The 17,313-nt window shown below is 73.6% G+C and carries 16 protein-coding genes; 13 read left to right on the forward strand and 3 right to left on the reverse strand.

The window, feature by feature from the left end; translation table 11 throughout:
- The coding region (locus tag AB4880_RS21910; protein ID WP_367921343.1) for an oxidoreductase at positions 1–1,892 on the reverse strand (1,892 nt) is incomplete at its 3' end.
- A gap of 154 nt (positions 1,893–2,046) precedes the next feature.
- On the opposite strand from AB4880_RS21910, the gene AB4880_RS21915 reads away from it, so the two are divergent.
- The gene (locus AB4880_RS21915) at positions 2,047–2,832 is read left to right on the forward strand and encodes an IclR family transcriptional regulator (RefSeq protein ID WP_367921344.1); all 786 of its coding nucleotides are present in this window, start codon (positions 2,047–2,049) and stop codon (positions 2,830–2,832) included.
- A 74-nt stretch (positions 2,833–2,906) separates the two neighbouring features.
- Positions 2,907–4,433 carry an FAD-dependent oxidoreductase gene (locus AB4880_RS21920; protein ID WP_367921345.1) on the forward strand — a complete coding sequence of 509 codons (1,527 nt, stop codon included), beginning with the start codon at positions 2,907–2,909 and terminating at the stop codon, positions 4,431–4,433.
- 10 nt (positions 4,434–4,443) lie between these two features.
- On the opposite strand, the gene hsaA is transcribed toward AB4880_RS21920, so the two are convergent.
- The gene (gene hsaA / locus AB4880_RS21925) at positions 4,444–5,610 is read right to left on the reverse strand and encodes a 3-hydroxy-9,10-secoandrosta-1,3,5(10)-triene-9,17-dione monooxygenase oxygenase subunit (RefSeq protein WP_367921346.1); all 1,167 of its coding nucleotides are present in this window, start codon (positions 5,608–5,610) and stop codon (positions 4,444–4,446) included.
- 99 nt (positions 5,611–5,709) lie between these two features.
- On the opposite strand from hsaA, the gene AB4880_RS21930 reads away from it, so the two are divergent.
- The 3 genes from AB4880_RS21930 (at position 5,710) to AB4880_RS21940 (ending at position 8,371) form a co-directional block, all read left to right on the forward strand.
- Positions 5,710–6,210: a nuclear transport factor 2 family protein gene (locus AB4880_RS21930; RefSeq protein WP_367921347.1), complete on the forward strand. Its 501-nt coding sequence runs from the start codon at positions 5,710–5,712 to the stop codon at positions 6,208–6,210.
- Positions 6,207–7,013 (forward strand): SDR family NAD(P)-dependent oxidoreductase, encoded by an 807-nt coding sequence (locus AB4880_RS21935; RefSeq protein ID WP_367921348.1) that lies wholly within the window; start codon positions 6,207–6,209, stop codon positions 7,011–7,013. Before AB4880_RS21930 ends, AB4880_RS21935 begins: the two co-directional genes overlap by 4 nt.
- Before the next feature lie 119 nt (positions 7,014–7,132).
- A complete protein-coding gene (locus AB4880_RS21940) occupies positions 7,133–8,371 on the forward strand; it encodes an HNH endonuclease signature motif containing protein (RefSeq protein WP_367921349.1) in 1,239 nt (412 codons plus the stop codon).
- Between the two features lie 159 nt (positions 8,372–8,530).
- Here the strand turns inward: AB4880_RS21940 and AB4880_RS21945 are convergent, their stop codons facing one another.
- Complete coding sequence (locus AB4880_RS21945) at positions 8,531–9,115, reverse strand: TetR/AcrR family transcriptional regulator (RefSeq protein ID WP_367921350.1); 585 nt, start codon at positions 9,113–9,115, stop codon at positions 8,531–8,533.
- Positions 9,116–9,301: 186 nt separating this feature from the next.
- On the opposite strand from AB4880_RS21945, the gene AB4880_RS21950 reads away from it, so the two are divergent.
- Genes AB4880_RS21950 through AB4880_RS21985 form a run of 8 tightly spaced genes read left to right on the forward strand, consistent with a single transcriptional unit; the run spans position 9,302 to position 17,312 of the window.
- Positions 9,302–9,868 carry an FAS1-like dehydratase domain-containing protein gene (locus AB4880_RS21950; RefSeq protein WP_367921351.1) on the forward strand — a complete coding sequence of 189 codons (567 nt, stop codon included), beginning with the start codon at positions 9,302–9,304 and terminating at the stop codon, positions 9,866–9,868.
- Positions 9,865–10,296, forward strand: coding sequence for a Zn-ribbon domain-containing OB-fold protein (locus AB4880_RS21955; RefSeq protein WP_367921352.1), 432 nt, complete (start codon positions 9,865–9,867; stop codon positions 10,294–10,296). The genes AB4880_RS21950 and AB4880_RS21955 overlap by 4 nt, the downstream gene beginning before the upstream one ends.
- Positions 10,293–10,709, forward strand: coding sequence for a hotdog family protein (locus AB4880_RS21960; RefSeq protein ID WP_367921353.1), 417 nt, complete (start codon positions 10,293–10,295; stop codon positions 10,707–10,709). The genes AB4880_RS21955 and AB4880_RS21960 overlap by 4 nt, the downstream gene beginning before the upstream one ends.
- Positions 10,706–11,887: a lipid-transfer protein gene (locus AB4880_RS21965; RefSeq protein ID WP_367921354.1), complete on the forward strand. Its 1,182-nt coding sequence runs from the start codon at positions 10,706–10,708 to the stop codon at positions 11,885–11,887. Before AB4880_RS21960 ends, AB4880_RS21965 begins: the two co-directional genes overlap by 4 nt.
- Before the next feature lie 13 nt (positions 11,888–11,900).
- Positions 11,901–12,728, forward strand: coding sequence for an SDR family NAD(P)-dependent oxidoreductase (locus tag AB4880_RS21970; protein WP_367921355.1), 828 nt, complete (start codon positions 11,901–11,903; stop codon positions 12,726–12,728).
- Positions 12,725–13,837: a steroid 3-ketoacyl-CoA thiolase gene (locus AB4880_RS21975; protein WP_367921356.1), complete on the forward strand. Its 1,113-nt coding sequence runs from the start codon at positions 12,725–12,727 to the stop codon at positions 13,835–13,837. Before AB4880_RS21970 ends, AB4880_RS21975 begins: the two co-directional genes overlap by 4 nt.
- A gap of 1 nt (position 13,838) precedes the next feature.
- Positions 13,839–16,064, forward strand: coding sequence for an acyl-CoA dehydrogenase family protein (locus AB4880_RS21980; RefSeq protein ID WP_367921357.1), 2,226 nt, complete (start codon positions 13,839–13,841; stop codon positions 16,062–16,064).
- A gap of 27 nt (positions 16,065–16,091) precedes the next feature.
- The gene (locus AB4880_RS21985) at positions 16,092–17,312 is read left to right on the forward strand and encodes an acyl-CoA dehydrogenase family protein (protein ID WP_367921358.1); all 1,221 of its coding nucleotides are present in this window, start codon (positions 16,092–16,094) and stop codon (positions 17,310–17,312) included.
- Position 17,313: the final 1 nt, after the last annotated feature.

Below are 17,313 nucleotides of genomic sequence, written 5' to 3' on the forward strand. Positions count from 1 at the left end.
TCGGCGTCGCGATGGACGACGACGCCGTGCTCGGTGGCCTTGCGGACGGCGGTCCAGCGGCGCGGGATCGCCATCGGCAGGCCGGCCTGGGAGCCGTGCTCGAGGACGGTGACGTTCTTGCGGCGCTCGGCGAGGAACTCCGCGAGCTCGAGGCCGACGAGCGAGCCGCCGATGACGACGACGTCCTTGCCGATGGGCAGCACCTTGCGGGTCAGCTCGCGGATCCGCTCGGGGTCGCGGGTCAGGCCGCTCATCCGTCCGGCGGCGCCGAGCAGGCGCAGGGTCCGGCTGCCGGAGCCGCCCTCGCCGGTGATCAGACCGCGCAGGGTGTCGCCGGTGTGGACGTGGGGGAGGTCGGCGCCGGGGACGGGCGGCAGGCCGCGGTGGGCGCCGGTGGCGAGGACGACGGCGTCGGGCGCGAGCGCCGCGACCGCGTCGGCGTCGACCGCCTCGCCGAGACGTACGTCGACCCCGAGCCGCTCGACCTCGTGCTGGAGCCAGTCCAGCAGCGGACCGTTGGCGGGCGTGGTCAGCTGGGAGAACCAGGCAGAGCCGCCCAGCCGGTCGCCCTTCTCGACGAGGGTGACCCGGTGGCCGCGCTCGGCGGCCACCCGCGCGGCCTCCATGCCGCCGGGGCCGCCGCCCACGACGACGACGTGGCGCCGGGTGGCGACAATGGGGAAGGGGAGCAGCGTCTCGTTGCCGAGGGCCGGGTTCACCGCGCACACGGGTACGCCGTCCCAGAAGTTCTGCTCGACGCACACGTAGCAGTTGATGCAGGGGCGCACCGATGCCGCGCGTCCCTCGCGCAGCTTGCCGACCAGCTCGGGATCGGCCAGCAGCTGGCGTCCCATCGCCACGAAGTCCGCGCCCCCACTGGCGATCAGCTCCTCGCCGAGCGCGGGCAGCACCCGGCCCACGGCGATCACCGGGATCGACACGGCGTCCTTCACGGCACGTGCCAGGTCGGCGTAGGCGCCCACCTGGTTCGGCAGCGGGCCGTCGGTGAAGTCCCGGAACGGGTTGCGCGCCCAGCCGGTGACGTGGATGGCGTCGGCGCCGGCGGCCTCGAACAGCCGGGACGCCGTCACCGCCTCCTCGGTCGTGAGGGAGCCCTCCTCGCCGTACTCCTTGCCGGCGACGCGGACCAGGATCGCCAGGCTGTCGCCGACCTCGGCACGCACCGCCCGGATGACGTCGCATGCCAGCCGGGCGCGGTTCTCGAGCGACCCGCCCCAGGCGTCGGTACGGCGGTTGTCGGCGCGGCTCAGGAAGGTCCCGAGCACGTAGCCGTGGGCGCAGTGGATCTCGATCGCGTCGGCGCCGGCTTGCTGCACGCGCCGGGCGGCGGCGGCGAACTTCCCGACCAGCCAGGCGATGTCCTCCTCGGTGGCCTCGCGGAAGGTGGGGGTCTTGCCCTCGGAGACGGCGGTCGCCATGGCGCCCAGCTCGGTGGGGGTGTTGTCGCGCAGGGCGGACATGTCCCGCTCGCCGACGGGCAGGGAGGGCACGAAGAGCGGCCGTCCGTCGGCGGTGTCGACCTTCGACATCTTGCCGTGGTGCGTCGCCTGCACGCAGAGCTTCGCGCCGGCGGCGTGGACGGCGTCGGCGAGCGCGCGCAGCCCGGGCAGGAAGCGGTCGTCGGAGAGGCCGGGCTCCTTGCGGCTGGTGGCGCCGACCGGGTAGGCGACGGCGGCGGCCGAGGTGATGACCAGACCGGTGCCACCGGCGGCGCGGGCCGCATAGTGTGCGACGTCCTGCTCCTCGATGGCGCCCTCGTCGCACAGGTTCATGTCCATGGCGGGCATGACGACGCGGTTGGCGAGGCGCATCGGGCCGATCGTCCCGGGGCTCAGCAGATGCTCGTAGGTGGCGGTTCGCGAGGTGTGCACGCGCGCAGCCTGCCGCGGTCGGCGGCTCGGAGCGTGGTGCTCTCCCGACCACCGGAAAGGTCGCCGAGGCAGCGCCGCGGACGTGGTTTCGTGAAGGTCTTCATTAACCAAGCAAGTGCTTGCTAAAGTGCCCGAACTCGAGCAGGAGGTGGCGATGAGCACGTCGGGCGGAGTCCTCGAGCGGGCGGACCGGGGCGGGGCCGAGGAGCGCCCGCCGTCGATGGTCGAGCGGATGACCACGATCATGGTCGCCTTCCGCAGCTCGTCCTCGCGGCTCTCGCTGGAGGACGTGCAGGACGCGACCGGCCTGCCGCGCTCGACCGCGCACCGCATCCTCAACCAGCTGATCGCGCTCGACTGGGTGCGGCACACGCCGGCGGGCTATGCGCTCGGCAGCCGCGCGCTCGGCCTCGGCGGCGGCGACGTCCCGGAGATGGACCTGCGGGCCTCGGCGGCCGAGATCCTGCGCAGCCTGCACCTGGAGACCGGCCTGGTGGTCCACCTCGGCGTGCTCGAGGGCGCGGACGTGCGGATCCTGGACAAGGTCGGCGGGGCCTTCGCCGCGCGCGTCCCGACCCGGGTCGGCATCCGGCTGCCGGCGGCACGTGCCCTCGTCGGCAAGGCCCAGCTGGCGTTCCTGCCGCCCGAGGACGTCGACGCGCTCGTCGCCCTGCAGCCGCCGGACCCCGAGCGGCCGCGGATCGACCTGGCCGCCCTCCACCTCGAGCTGGTGCGGGTCCGGGCCCGGTCGGGCGTCGTCCTGGAGCGCGGGCGCAACCATCTGCGGCTGGGCTGCGTCGCGGCGCCGATCATCGGTCGCGACGGCCCGTGCGGCGGGATCTCGGTCGTCGGCGGGCCGCAGATCGACGTCGAGACGCTCGCGCCGAAGGTGGTGCGCGCGACGCGGGTGGTCGCCAACCGGCTGGCCTCCTTCCGCTGATCGGGAAGCGGTCCGACGTCGTCGCGAGGACGACGCCAGGGTGGTCCGGACCGTTCCGCGACGCAGGAGGCCCGATGACCACGCAGTACGACGAGACCTACGACGTGGTCGTGGTCGGCTCCGGCGCCGGCGCGATGGCCGCCGCCGTCACCGCGGCCCGCAACGGGCTGAGCACCGTCGTGCTGGAGAAGACCGCGCTGCTGGGCGGTACGTCGGCCTACTCCGGCGCCGCGGCCTGGCTGCCCGGCAGCGATGTCACCCGCCGCGCGGGCTCGGCCGACTCGACCGAGTCGGGCCGCACCTATCTGCGCGCACTGCTCGGTGACGCCGAGGTCGAGCGCCGGGAGGCCTTCCTCGAAGGCGCGCCGGCCGTGGTCGCCGAGCTCGAGGCCGAGCCGGCGATCGAGCTGGTGGCGCAGGCGTTCCCCGACTACTTCGACGCGCCCGGCCGGGTGCCGGGCGGCCGCTCGATCGTCCCTGTCCCGGTGCCCGCCGACGCGCTGCCGGCCGGGCTCGCGGACCTGGTGCGTCCCGTCGTCGATCGCGACCGTGCCGGTCTCGGCCACCACCCGGACCAGCCGCTCGTCGGTGGCCGGGCGCTGATCGGGCGCCTGCTGCACGCCTTCCACGACAACGGCGGCACGGTCCGCGTCGGCACCGAGATGACCGAGCTGCTCGCCGCCGACGGCCGTGTCGTCGGCGTCCTCGTCGCCACGGCCGACGGACCGCGCCGGATCGCCGCGCGCCGCGGCGTGCTCCTGGGGAGCGGCGGCTTCGAGCGCAACCAGGACCTCCGCACCAAGTACGGCGTCCCCGGCGCCGCCGCGTGGGCGATGGCCCCGGCTGCGACCAACATCGGCGAGCCGATCGCGGCCGCCGTCGCGATCGGCGCGACGACCGAGATGATGGACGAGGGCTGGTGGTGCCCGGGCCTGGTCACGCCGGACGGCCAGGCGGCCTTCACGCTCGGCTTCCGGGGCGGCGTCATCGTCGACCAGCAGGGGCGCCGGTTCGCGAACGAGTCGCTGCCCTACGACCAGATGGGCCGCAGGCTGTCCGCGGAGCCGGGACGGATCCCTTCGTGGTTCGTCTTCGACTCCCGCTCGGACGGGGTCGCGCCAGCGATCACGATGCCGGCCGCGCCCGCCGAGGAGCACCTCGCCGCCGGCACGTGGGTCCGCGCGGACACCGTCGCCGAGCTCGCCGTCGCGGCCGGGCTCCCGGCCGAGGAGCTGGAGGCAACGCTCACGCGGTTCAACGGCTTCGCCGCGTCGGGCGCTGACGAGGACTTCGGGCGCGGCGCCGACGAGTACGACCGGTTCTTCGCGGTGGGCGACGGGCCCAACCCGGCGCTGGTGCCGCTCGACCGGCCGCCGTACTACGCCGCGAGGCTGGTGCTCGCCGACCTCGGCACCAAGGGCGGGCTGCGCACCGACGTCGACGCGCGCGTGCTCGGCGCCGACGACCGACCGCTGCCCGGGCTCTATGCGACCGGCAACGCCGGCGCGTCGCTGTCGGGCGCCTGCTACCCGGGCCCGGGTGTGCCGATCGGCACCGCGATGGTCTTCGGCTGGCGTGCGGTGCAGGACATGCTGCGCTGACCCGGGAGGGTCAGACGAGCGTGTCCTCGACGTCGAGACCGAAGGCGTGGCGCCCGTACATCGTCAGCGCGCGCTCCACGTCGTTGGCGACGTGGACGCCGCCGGCGTGGGCGTCACGCCAGGCCCGCTCGATCGGGTTGCCGCGGCGCAGCGACGAGCCGCCGGCCGTCCGGAACAGCGCGTCGACGGCGGCCAGGGCCCGCTCGGTGGCGGTGACCTGGTCGCGCCGGGCCCGGAACCGCCAGTCCATGGGGATCTCCTCGCCCCGCACCGCGCTCTGGTAGACGTCGCGGACGCTGCGCTCGGTCTGCAGGATCGCGGCGTCGATGTCGGAGGCGGCACGGGCGATCGTGACGTGCGCGTGCGGGTCGTCGGCGAACCGGCCACCGCCCAGGCTGAGCCGGACCCGGTCGCGCATCGTGCCCAGGTAGCGGTCGTGAGCACCGGCGACGATGCCGATCACCGGCGCGGTGATGGCCATGGGGAAGACGGTGCCGAACGGCATCGCGTAGAGCGGGCCGGTGTTGACGGCGCGACCGGGCGCCTGCAGCTGGTGCTGCTCGTAGTTGCGCAGCGCCCGGTGCTCGGGGACGAAGGTGTCGTCGACGACGATGTCGTTGCTGCCCGAGCCGCGCAGGCCCATCGCGTCCCACACGTCGACGATCGTGTAGTCCGCCCGCGGCAGCAGCATCGTCATGAAGTCCTGCGGCCGGCCCTCGGCGTCGACCAGCAGGCCGCCCAGCGTCGCCCAGGCCGCGTGGTCGCAGCCGGACGAGAAGCTCCATCGTCCGCTCAGCCGGAAGCCGCCCTTGACCCGGGTGATCGTCCCGACGGGCGCGTACGACGACGCGACGAGCGTGTCGGGATCGGCGCCCCAGACCTCCGCCTGGGCGGCGTCCGGGTACTGCGCGACCTGCCACGGGTGGCAGCCGACGACGCCGGCGACCCAGCCCGTCGAGCCGCACGCGCCGGCGATGGCCCGCACCACCTCGTAGAACTCCAGCGGGTCGCCCTCGCGGCCGCCGTACCGGCTCGGCTGGAGCATGCGGAACACGCCCGCGCCGACCAGCTCGGCCATCGTCTCGTCGGGGATGCGCCGCGCGTCCTCGGCTGCCGGCGCCCGCTCGGCGATCCCGGGGAGGAGCTCTTCGACGGCGCTGAGGACCTCGTTGCTCACTCCGGGATGCTACTGCCGGGCGGCGCCCGGCGGAGTCGTGGCTCCCGGCCAGCAGGAGGCGCCTTCCCACGGCGGCCCGGACTCGGCCAGAGTGCGGGCATGCATGCCCAGGAACCCGTCACCGACCGCCTGGCCCGGCTCGAGGCCGTCGCGGCGATCAAGGCCCTCAAGCACCGCTACCTGCGCGCCTGCGACGCCAAGGACCCGGTCGGGTTCCGCGCCGCCTTCGTCGCCGACGGCGCGGTGCTCGACTACGGCGACCGGATCGGCCGGTTCGAGGGCGCCGACGCGCTGGTCGGGGTCTTCGAGGCGATCGCGCTGCGCCGGGTGGACGGCCGGTACGCCGTCCTCGACATGCATCACGCCCTGCACGCCGACATCGAGGTGGTCGGCGCGACCGAGGCCACCGGCCGCTGGACGCTGCGGTTCCGCCAGGTCGACCTGGTCGCGCAGGTCGAACGGGTCAGCGCCATCGAGTACGACGACGGGTATCTCGTCGAGGACGGCGAGTGGCGCATCGCCCGCTCCGCCGTCACCACGCTGTGGACGCTCGAGCAGCCGCTCGCCGAGGGCTTCGCCGTGAGCGGGTCGCTGCTGTGAGCGGCGAGCGGGTCGCCCTCGTGACCGGCGGCAGCAAGGGCGTCGGCCAGGGCATCGCGGTCGGCCTCGCCGAGGCCGGCTGGACCGTCGTCGTCTCGGGTCGCGACGAGGACCGGCTGGCCGCGACGGTCGCCCGGATCGACGCGGCCGGCGGACACGGCAGCGCCCGCACCTGTCGCCACGAGGACGACGCCGAGGTGGCCGCTCTGGTCGGGGGCGTCGCCGCCGAGCACGGTCGGCTGGACCTGCTGGTCAACAACGTCTGGGCCGGCCCGCCGATGAACCACGTGCGCCCCGATCGGTTCTGGGAGCGCCCGCTGTCCGACTGGGACAGCCTGGTCGGGCTCGGCCTGCGCGCGCACTTCGTCGCCGCCCATGCCGCCGCGCCGGTGCTCGTCGCGCAGGGGAGCGGGCTGGTCGTCAACGTCTCGTCGGTCGGCGCCCGCGCCTACCTCCACTCCACCCTGTACGGGGTGGCGAAGGCCGGCCTCGACAAGATGACCGAGGACCTGGCGCACGAGCTGAGCTCCGACGGCGTCACCGTGCTCTCGCTGTGGCCCGGCCTGGTGCGCACCGAGCAGCTGCTCGCCAGCGGCGTGGAGTCCATCGCCGGAGTGCCGGTCGCCGACGCCGAGACGCCCGAGCTGCAGGGCCGCGTGGTCGCCGCGCTGGCCGCGGATCCCGCCGTCCACGAGCGCACCGGGACGGTCGTCGTCACCGCCGAGCTCGCCGCCGAGTACGGCATCGCCGAGCCGGACGGGGGAGTGCCGGTGTCACCGCGGGTGATGTTCGGCCTGGCCTAGTGTTCGGGGCGCTGTTCCGCCAACCAGGAGGTGTCCACAACCCCGTTTTCTAGCGGGTTTCGTGCACACGTTGCCGGTTCCGGGTTGGCAGGTTCGGAGGGGCATGTTGGGATGGAGTCATGGCTCAGGCGACCGCTCCCGACACGGGCATCAGCGCGATGCTGGCATCGGTGCGTGCGGGGGTCGAGGTGCGTGAGGCGTCGCTGATCCAGGAGTGGGCGACGATCGCGGCGTGGGCCGAGGCCAACACGGTCGAGGGCGTCGAGGGCGCCGCGACCATCAGCGACGGCTACATCGACACCGGCCTCCCCATCGCCGGCGACGGTGCGCCGCTGGTCTCGGAGTTCGCGCTCATGGAGCTCGTCGCGGTCCTCGGCCGCACGCCCGACGGTGGCCGCGACTACGTCGGCCACGTCCTCGGTTGCGCCTGGCGTCTTCCGAACGTCTGGGCCGCGGTCATGGCCGGCCGGTTGGCGCCGTGGCGTGCCCAGCGGATGGCCGAGGAGACCCACTCGCTGTCCGCGGAGGCCGCGGCGTTCGTGGACCGCCAGCTCTTCAACGCCTCTGGCGTGGGTTGGGCCCAGCTGGAGCGGCTGATCGCCGAGGCGATCCTCCGGTTCGACCCCGACCGAGCCGAAGCCGAGCGCGAAGCCGCCGCCGACCAGCGCTACGTCGACATCGACCCCGGCAGCAACGGTCTCGCCTCTATCTCCGGCCTGCTGGACGCCGCAGACGCGCACGACCTCGACGACGCCATCGCTCGCCGCGCCACGCTCCTCGGCAAGCTCGGGAGCGAGGCGCCGCTCGACGTGCGCCGCTCCCAGGCCGTCGGCGAGCTGGCGCGGGCGGACCTGATGCTCGACCTCGACGGCGCACCCGCGAAGCGCGCGACTCTCAACATCCACATCACCGACACCACGCTCTCGGGCGACAACCCGGTCGCTCGATGGAACGACCGCCCCATCTCCGCCGAGCAAGTCCGCGAATGGCTCGGCTCGGCCACGTCAGTGGTCGTGCGGCCGGTCATCGACCTCGCCGAGCACATCCCGGTCACGTCGTACGAGATCCCCGACCGCCACCGCGTCAGCGTCGAGCTCCGCGACCACACCTGCCGCTTCCCCCACTGCGCCAAGAAGGCGTCCCGCTGCGACGTGGACCATGCGCAACCGCACGGCAAGGGCGGACCCACCTGCCCCTGCAACCTCGTCCCCCTCTGCAGGCGCCACCACCGGGCCAAGACCCACTCGAAGTGGCGCTACGAGGTGACGAAGCCGGGCACCTATCGGTGGACCAGCCCCCACGGCTTCACCTGGCAGGTCGACCACCGCGGCACCCACGCCCATCCACTCCGAACATGAGCCGCTGAGCAGGACATCACTTCACCCACCGCTGGACAGGGGTTGACCGGCAGCGACCGCAAAGCAACAGGCGACCGCAACCCACCACCTCGACCACTGCGGCGCGCCACCACGCCATCGATAAAAAAGAACCTGGCACCGCGCAAACGTCGCAGCCGGCTAACGCGGGCCCCGGAACCCGCCCAGGAACATCGACGCCATCAGCTCGGCGAACTCCTCGGTCGACCACGACGCCCGGTCCGGCCAGTGCATGGTGGCCCACAGGGTGTCGCGCACCGTGCGGTAGAACACGTCGCCGGGCACGTCGGCGCGGAAGTCGCCGGCCGCGATCCCGGCCTCGATCGCGGTCCGCCAGTGCCGCCGTACGGCGCGGGACTTGGTGTCGATCGCGTCGAGCAGGCCGTGCTTGCGGAGATAGGCGCGGTCGCGCTGGTAGATCCGGGTCGCGTGCGGGTAGCGGTCGATGCACTCCAAGGTGGCGCGGACCAGGCCGCGCACGGTCTGCTCGGGGGACGTCGAGGCGGCCGCGACGGCGGAGAAGGCGCGCTCGATCTGGTCCATGAAGTCGGCGAGCACCTCCCGCACGATCTCGTCCTTCGACGAGAAGTGGTGGTAGAGGCTGCCGGAGAGCACGCCCGCCGACTCGCCGATCTCGCGGACCGTGGTCGCGCCGATGCCGCGCTCGGCGAACATCGCCGCCGCGACCTCCATGATCTCGGTACGCCGTCCGGTCATCGTGCGCATGGTGCGGTTCCTCCTGGTGGGTCGCCCCGGATCATCTCGCATGCCGCGCCGGGCCGTGGGGGAGTCGTGCCCGCTCACCGGGAGTGCGGCTCGCGCGCAACGGCCCGGGACGGACATCGTGAGCGCCGTCAGGGGGCCGACTCGCGGCCTATAACCAAGCGCTTGCTCAAGACGGGGAGAAAGTCGATGGAGGAGCTCGAGTCCCGGTTCGGGGAGTTCGTCGGCGAGGTGGCCGAGCCGCCCCGCGTGGCGCGGTACGCCGTCAACGAGGCGATGATCCGCAACTGGGTCGAGGCCCACGACGACCTCAACCCCGTGTACGTCGACCCGGAGGCCGCCCGCGCCACCGGACGGGACGACATCGTCTGCCCGCCCGCGATGGTCACCACCTGGGTGATGCAGGGCTACCGCCGCTGGCGGCAGGTCCAGGCGCTGCGCGCCGAGGGCGTCCAGGAGGAGCACGCCTACTCGCGGCTGCTCGCCCTGCTCGACGAGCACGGCTTCACCTCCGTGGTGGCGACCGCGCAGGAGCAGGAGTACGTCCGCGAGCTGACGCCCGGCACCCGGGTCACCTGCCACTTCACGATCGAGGGCATCTCCCCGGTCAAGCGGACCGGCCTCGGCGACGGCTGCTTCATCACCCTGCGCAAGCGGTACGTCGACCAGGCCCACCAGCTCCTCGTCGACGAGAAGTTCGTGATCCTCCGCTTCGACCCCACCACCAAGGACGCACCCAAGGAGCCCGCGGCATGAGCGATGCCACCCCGGAGCGGCGGACCGCCGTCCCCGGCCTCACGGTCACCCAGGACAACGAGTTCTTCTTCACCGCCGCCCGCGAGGGCCGGCTGGAGATCCAGCGCTGCACCGACTGCGAGACGCTCCGGCACCCGCCCGGCCCGGCCTGCCCGTCGTGCCGCTCGTTCACGTGGGACACGGTGGTCGCCAGCGGCCGCTGCACCCTGCACAGCTGGACCGTGGTGCACCACCCCCAGGACCCTGCGTTCACCTACCCGCTCGCCGTCGGCCTGGTCGACCTCGAGGAGGGCACTCGGCTGGTCGCCGACATCAGCGGCGTCGACCACGCCGATCTGCGCCGCGGCCTCGAGCTGGAGGTCGGCTTCGCCGAGCACGCCCACGGCGAGCTGCTGCCGCAGCTGCGCCCGGTGGGAGGCGCCCGGTGAGCGTGCAGACCGTCGCCCTCGTCGTCGGCGAGGCGCTGCCCGAGCTGGCGCTGCCGCTCGACCGGACCACCATCGTCGCCACCGCGATCGCCAGCCAGGACTTCGAGGACGTGCACCACGACCCGGGCAAGGCCAACGAGCGCGGCACCCCCGACATCTTCATGTCGATCAACTCCACCAACGGCTTCCTGGACCGTTACGTCACCGACCTGTTCGGCCCGGCGACCCGGATCCGCAAGGTGGCGCTGCGCCTCGGCGTACCGAACTTCCCCGGCGACACGATGACCTTCTCCGGCGAGGTCGCCGAGGTCACCGACGCGGCCGTCACCCTGCGGGTCGCCGGCCGCAACGCCCGCGGCGCGCACGTCACCGCGACCGTCACCCTCGACAACCCCAGCGGAGGAAACCAGTGAGCAGGACGTTCTCCGGCGGCGCCGCCATCGCCGGCATCGGCGCGACCGAGTTCTCCAAGAACTCCGGCCGCAGCGAGTGGCAGCTGGCCTGCGAGGCCGTGCTCGCCGCCCTCGACGACGCGCAGATCGACGTCGAGGAGGTCGACGGCTTCGCGCTGTTCACGATGGAGACCAACCCGGAGATCGCGGTCGCCCGTGCGCTCGGCATCCCGGAGCTCACGTTCTTCAGCCGGATCCCGCACGGCGGCGGCGGTGCCTGCGCGCCCGTGCAGCAGGCCGCGCTGGCGGTGACGTCCGGCGTCGCCGACGTCGTCGTGGTCTACCGCGCGTTCAACGAGCGCTCCGGCCATCGCTTCGGCCAGGGGCCGCCGCCGTTCGCCTACAACCAGAACACCGACCAGGAGTACCGCAACTGGATCAACCCCTACGGCCTGCTCACGCCGGCCCAGCAGGAGGCCTTCCTCGCGCGGCTCTACATGGAGCGGTACGGCGCCACGAGCGCCGACTTCGGCCGGATCTCGGTGCTCTCCCGCAAGCACGCGGCGACCAACCCGAAGGCCTGGTTCTACGAGCGCCCGATCACGATCGAGGAGCACCAGGCCTCGCGGATGATCGCCGACCCGCTGCGCCTGCTCGACTGCTGTCAGGAGAGCGACGGCGGCCAGGCGCTGGTCATCGTCAGCACGGAGCGGGCCCGCGACCTGCCGCACCCGCCGGCCGTGATCACCGGCGCCGCGCAGGGCGTCGGCCCCCAGCAGATCTCGATGAGCAGCTACTACCGCGACGACATCGACGCGATGCCCGAGGTGGAGCTGGTCGCGCAGCAGCTGTGGCGCCAGGCCGGGATCGGCCCGGACGACATCGACGCCGCGATCCTGTACGACGCCTTCACGCCGATGGTGCTGCTGCAGCTGGAGGAGTACGGCTTCTGCGGTCGCGGCGAGGCCCGGCACTTCATCGCCGACGGCAACCTCGAGGTCGACGGCCGGCTGCCCGTCAACACCCACGGCGGCCAGCTCGGCGAGGGCTACATCCACGGCGTCAACGGCATCGCCGAGGGCGTGCGGCTGATCCGCGGCACGTCGGTCAACCAGCCCGCCAAGGCGCTCGACATCGTGCTGGTCACCGGCGGCTCCCCGGTCCCGCACTCCGCGCTCGTCCTGGCCGCGGACCGCTGAGCGGGGGACCACGATGACCGAGCCCCAGCGACTCGCGGGCCGCCGCGCCCTGGTGACCGGCGCCAGCCGCGGCATCGGCGCCGGTGTCGCCGAGCGACTGGCGGCCGAGGGCGCGGATGTCGTCCTCGTGGCCCGCACCGCCGAGCGCGGCGCCGCCCGCCTCGGCCGCAGCCTCGCCGAGACGGCCGAGCGGGTCGCGCCGTACGGCACCCGGGTGGCGTCGTACGTCGCCGACCTGGCCGACGAGAAGAGCCGGCCCGGCATCGTGCCGGCCGCGGAGGAGCTTCTCGGCGGCACCGTCGACATCCTGGTCAACAACGCCGCGGCCGCGATCTACCAGCCGCTGGGCGACTTCCCGCTGCGGCGCCGGCGGCTCACCTTCGAGGTCAACGTGCACGCGCCGCTCGACCTGGCGCAGGCCGTGCTCCCGGGTATGCGCGCGGCGGGGGAGGGCTGGATCGTCAATGTCTCCAGCGCGTCGGCGCGGCACTTCGGCGGCCCGCCGTTCGAGCTGGTCGCCCCCGGCACCGACCTCGCGGTGTACGCCGCCTCCAAGGCCGCGCTCAACCGGATCACCAACGGGCTCGGCGCCGAGCTGTACGGCACCGGCGTCCGGGTCAACACCGTGCAGCCGCGGGCCGCCGTCCTCAGCGAGGGCGCGTCCCGGCTGGTCGGCGACACCATCCGCCCCGACCAGGTCGAGTCGCTGGAGGAGATGGTCGAGGCGGTGCTCGCTCTGTGCGACTGCCCGGCCGACGTCACCGGCCGCACCACCGTCAGCCTCGACCTGATCCGCGACTGGGGCCTCACCGTCCACCCTCTCGAAGGAGCCTCCGCATGACCCCCGTGATCGTCGACGCCGCCCGCACGCCGTTCGGCAAGCGCGACGGCTGGCTGTCCGGCGTCCACGCCGCGGAGCTGCTCGGGCACGCGCAGCGCGGCGTCCTCGACCGCACCGGCATCGACCCCGCGCTCGTCGAGCAGGCCATCGGCGGCTGCGTGACGCCGATCGGCGAGCAGTTCGGCAATGTCACCCGGACGGCCTGGGTGCACGCCGGACTGCCCACCGCGACCGGTACGACGACCATCGACGCCCAGTGCGGCACCGCGGCCCAGGCGGTCAACCTGGTCGCCGGCCAGATCGCGATCGGCTCGCTCGAGGTCGGCCTGGCCTGCGGTGTCGAGCTGATGTCGCGGGTCCCGCTGACCTACAAGGTCGGCACCGGCCTCGGCACGCCGCGTCCGGAGAGCTGGTCGGTCGACAGCCCCGACCAGTACACCGCCGCCGACCGGATCGCCGTACGTCGGGGCTTCTCGCGCGAGGACCTCGACGCCTTCGGCCTGCGCTCCCAGCAGCGCGCCGCGGCCGCCTGGGACGCCGGCCTCCTCGACGACCAGATCATCCCGGTCGCCGGCGTGACCCGCGACCAGGGCCTGCGCGAGTCCTCGATGGAGGGACTGGCGCGTCTGCAGCCGGTCAAGGACGGCGGCCTGCACACCGCCGGCTCCTCCTCCCAGATCTCCGACGGCGCCAGCGCGGCGCTGCTGATGTCGGCCGCCAGGGCCGAGGAGCTGGGGCTGAAGCCGAAGGCGCGGCTGCTCAACCAGTGCGTGATGGGCGGTGACCTGGCGTTCATGCTCGACGCCCCGATCGAGGCCGCCGGCCGGGTGCTCGCCCGCGCCGGCATGACGATCGCCGACGTCGACGTGTTCGAGGTCAACGAGGCCTTCGCCTCGGTGCCGATGTCCTTCGCACAGGTCCACGGCGTCGAGGACGACCGGCTCAACCCCAACGGCGGCGCCATCGCCGTCGGCCACCCGGCCGGCGCCACGGGCATCCGGCTGATCGCGACCGCCCTCGCCGAGCTCGAGCGCCGCGACGCGCAGGTCGCCCTGGTCGCGATCTGCGCCTCCGCCGCCACCACCTGCCTCCTGATCGAACGGCTCTGACATGCCTCTCGCCCTCACCGACGACCACCGCGACCTGGCCGACTCCGTCGCCGCCTGGACGCGCCGCGCCGCCCCGATCGAGGCGACCCGTGCCCAGCTCGACGACCTCGCGGCGGGCAAGCGCCCCGAGGCCTGGGACGCCCTGGTCCAACAGGGGCTGCACGCCGTCCACCTCCCCGAGGAGGACGGCGGCGCCGGCGCCGGGCTGATGGAGCTGGCCGTCGTCGCCGAGCAGCTCGGCCGGGCCCTCCACCCCGGGCCCTTCCTCAGCACCGTCCTCGCCAGCGCGGTCGTCGCGGCGGCGCCGGCGGGCCCGCTTCGCAGCGCGCTGCTGGAGCGCTTCGTCGAGGGAGCCACCGGTGCCCTGTCCGACGGCGACGGCATCACCGCGACGCCGGACGACGACGGCTGGCTGCTGCACGGCAGCAGCCGTCCGGTGCTGGGCCTGCCCGGCGCCGAGCTGGTCGTGCTCCGCGCGCGAGCGGCGACTGGCGAGCCCGTGTGGTGTGCCCTGACACCCGCTGCCGGCGAGGTCGTGGGCGAGCCGGCCACGGATCTCTCCCGTTCCGCCGGCCGGCTCGTCCTCGACGGCCGGGCGGTGACCGCCGCCGAGGTGCTGCCGGCGCCCGCCGCCGAGCAGGTCGAGCTGGCCGCCGCGGCCCTGTTCGCCGCCGACGCCGCGGGCGTCGCCCGTTGGTTCGTGGACGCGGTCGTCGCGTACGTCTCGACCCGGGAGCAGTTCGGCGTCCCGGTCGGCAGCTTCCAGGCGGTGCAGCACAAGGCCGCGCTGCTGCTGGTGAAGGCCGAGATGATCGGCGCCGCCGCGTGGGACGCCGCCCGTGCCGGGGACGACGCTCCCGACCAGCAGCGGCTCGCGGCCGCGCAGGTCGGCCTCACCGCGCTGCCCGCGGCGGTCGACGTCGCGGCCGAGGCGGTGCTGCTGTTCGGCGGCATCGGCTTCACCTGGGAGCACGACGCCCACCTCTACTGGCGCCGCGCGATCAGCCTCTCCGCCGCGTTCGGCGAGGAGGCGTCGTGGGCGGCCCGCCTCGGCGCAGCGGCCCTCGACGCCGTGCGGCACTTCGGCTTCGTCGCCGACGACGCCCTTCCCGAGCTCCGGGCCGAGCTGGCGACGGTCCTCGACGCCGCCCTCGATCTCCCCGAGGACGGCGTGCCGGCCTCCGGATGGGCGCCCTCCCGGGGCGGCCGCCGCCAGGAGCACCTCGCCGAAGCGCGACTGGTCGCGCCGCACTACCCGGAGCCGTGGGGGCGCGCGGCCGGACCGCAGGAGCAGGCGGTGATCGCCCAGGAGTTCGCCCGCCGCGCGCTCGCGCAGCCGTCGACCGTGATCGGCGAGTGGGTGCTGCCCACGCTCCTGCTGCACGGAACGCCCGCCCAGCAGCAGCGGTTCGTCGACCCGACCCTGCGCGGCGAGCTGTTCTGGTGCCAGCTGTTCTCCGAGCCGGGCGCCGGCTCCGACCTCGCCGGGCTGTCCACCCGGGGCCGCAAGGTCGACGGCGGCTGGGTGCTCAACGGCCAGAAGGTCTGGAACTCGATGGCGGCGGAGGCCGACTGGGGCGTCTGCCTGGCCCGCACCGCCCCGGACGCCCCCAAGCACGCGGGGATCTCCTACTTCCTCGTCGACATGCGCAGCGAGGGCGTCGACGTGCGCCCGCTGCGCCAGGCGACCGGGCTCTCGGAGTTCAACGAGGTCTTCCTCGACGACGTCTTCGTGCCCGACGACTGCCTCGTCGCCGAGCCCGGCGCGGGCTGGCGGCTCGCGGTCACCACGCTCGCCAACGAGCGGCTCAGCATGGGCGCCCGCCTGAGCCACGGATCCAGCGACCTGGTGCGCACGGTGCTCGCCTCCGGCGCCCACGAGGCGTCGAAGGACGCCGTCGTCGAGGTGCTCGGCCGGTGCGTCGGGCGTGAGATGGCACTCGCCGCACTCAACCTGCGCTCCGTCCTCGCCCGGATCGACGGTCTCGATCTGGGCGCCGAGATCAGTGTGCAGAAGGTCTGCAACGCCCTCGCCCAGCGCGACAACTCCCGCGACCTGCTGCGGGTCCTCGGCCGCGACGCGCTGGTCGCCGTACCCCCGACCGGCAAGCACACCGCCGATCCCGTCATCGACCACCTCGGCCTGCCGGCCGTGCTCGTCGGCGGCGGAACCATCGAGATCCAGCTCAACGTGATCGCGCGCCGGGTGCTCCGGCTCCCGCGCTGACCACCCCACCACCAAGGAAGCAGCACCATGTATCCAGAGCTCTCCGACGACTCGCTGGCACTGCGCGCCGAGCTGCGCGCCTACTTCGCCGCCACCATCAGCGACGAGGACCGCGCGGCGCTGGCCGAGCAGACCGAGGGCGGGCCGGTGTTCGACCGGATCCTGCGCCAGATGGGCAGGGACGGCTGGCTCGGCCTCGGCTTCCCGGAGGAGTACGGCGGCCGCGGCGAGAACCCCGAGGCCCTCTACGTCTTCTACGACGAGGCGCTGCGTGCCGGCGCCCCGCTGTCGCTGGTCACCCTCAACACCGTCGCCCCGACGCTGATGAAGCACGGCTCGCAGGAGCAGAAGGACAACTTCTTGCCGAAGATCCTGCTCGGCGAGCTGATGTTCGCCATCGGCTACACCGAGCCCGGCGCCGGCACCGACCTCGCCAGCCTGCAGACCCGCGCGCGGATCGAGGGCGACGAGCTGGTCATCAACGGCAACAAGATCTTCACCAGCGCCGGCGTCTTCGCCGACTGGGTCTGGCTCGCGGTCCGCACCGACCCCGACGCGCCTCGCCACCAGGGCATCTCGGTCGTGCTCGTCCCGACCTCCAGCCCGGGCTTCTCGGTCACCGAGATCCACACCGTCGGCGGGATCAGCACGTCGGCCACCTACTACGAGGACGTCCGGGTTCCGCTGAGCAATGTCGTCGGCGAGCTCAACCAGGGCTGGAGGCTGATGACCAGCCAGCTCAACCACGAGCGGGTCGCGCTCGCCGCCCGCGGCGGCATCGCCAACCAGATGTACGACGAGGTGCTGGCCTGGGCGCAGGCCGAGAAGCTCGGCCCCGACAGCGCCACGACCCTGTACGACGTCCCGTGGGTGCGCAGCGCCCTCGCCGAGACCTACGCCCTGCTGAGCGCGGCCGACCTGATGAACCTGCGGCTCGTCTCCGACGTCGCCGCCAACACCCTCGGCGGCGGCGACTCGGCGGCCGCCAAGATCTTCGGCACCGAGGCGGTCGTGACCGCCTACGGCCGGCTGCAGCAGGTGCTCGGCGCCGCCGGCCTGCTCCGGCCGGGCTCGCCCGGCGCCGCGATCGAGGGCCGGGTCGAGTCGCTCGGACGCCGCGCCCAGAACAACACCTTCGGCGGCGGCACCAACGAGGTGATGCGCGAGATCGTCGCGGCCAAGACCCTCGGCATGACGCTCGGCGCCCGCCGCAAGGACAACCAGACCGAGAAGAAGGACGGGAATTGAG

The sequence above is a fragment of the Nocardioides ginsengisoli genome, assembly GCF_039537225.1.
GTDB lineage: Bacteria > Actinomycetota > Actinomycetes > Propionibacteriales > Nocardioidaceae > Nocardioides > Nocardioides ginsengisoli.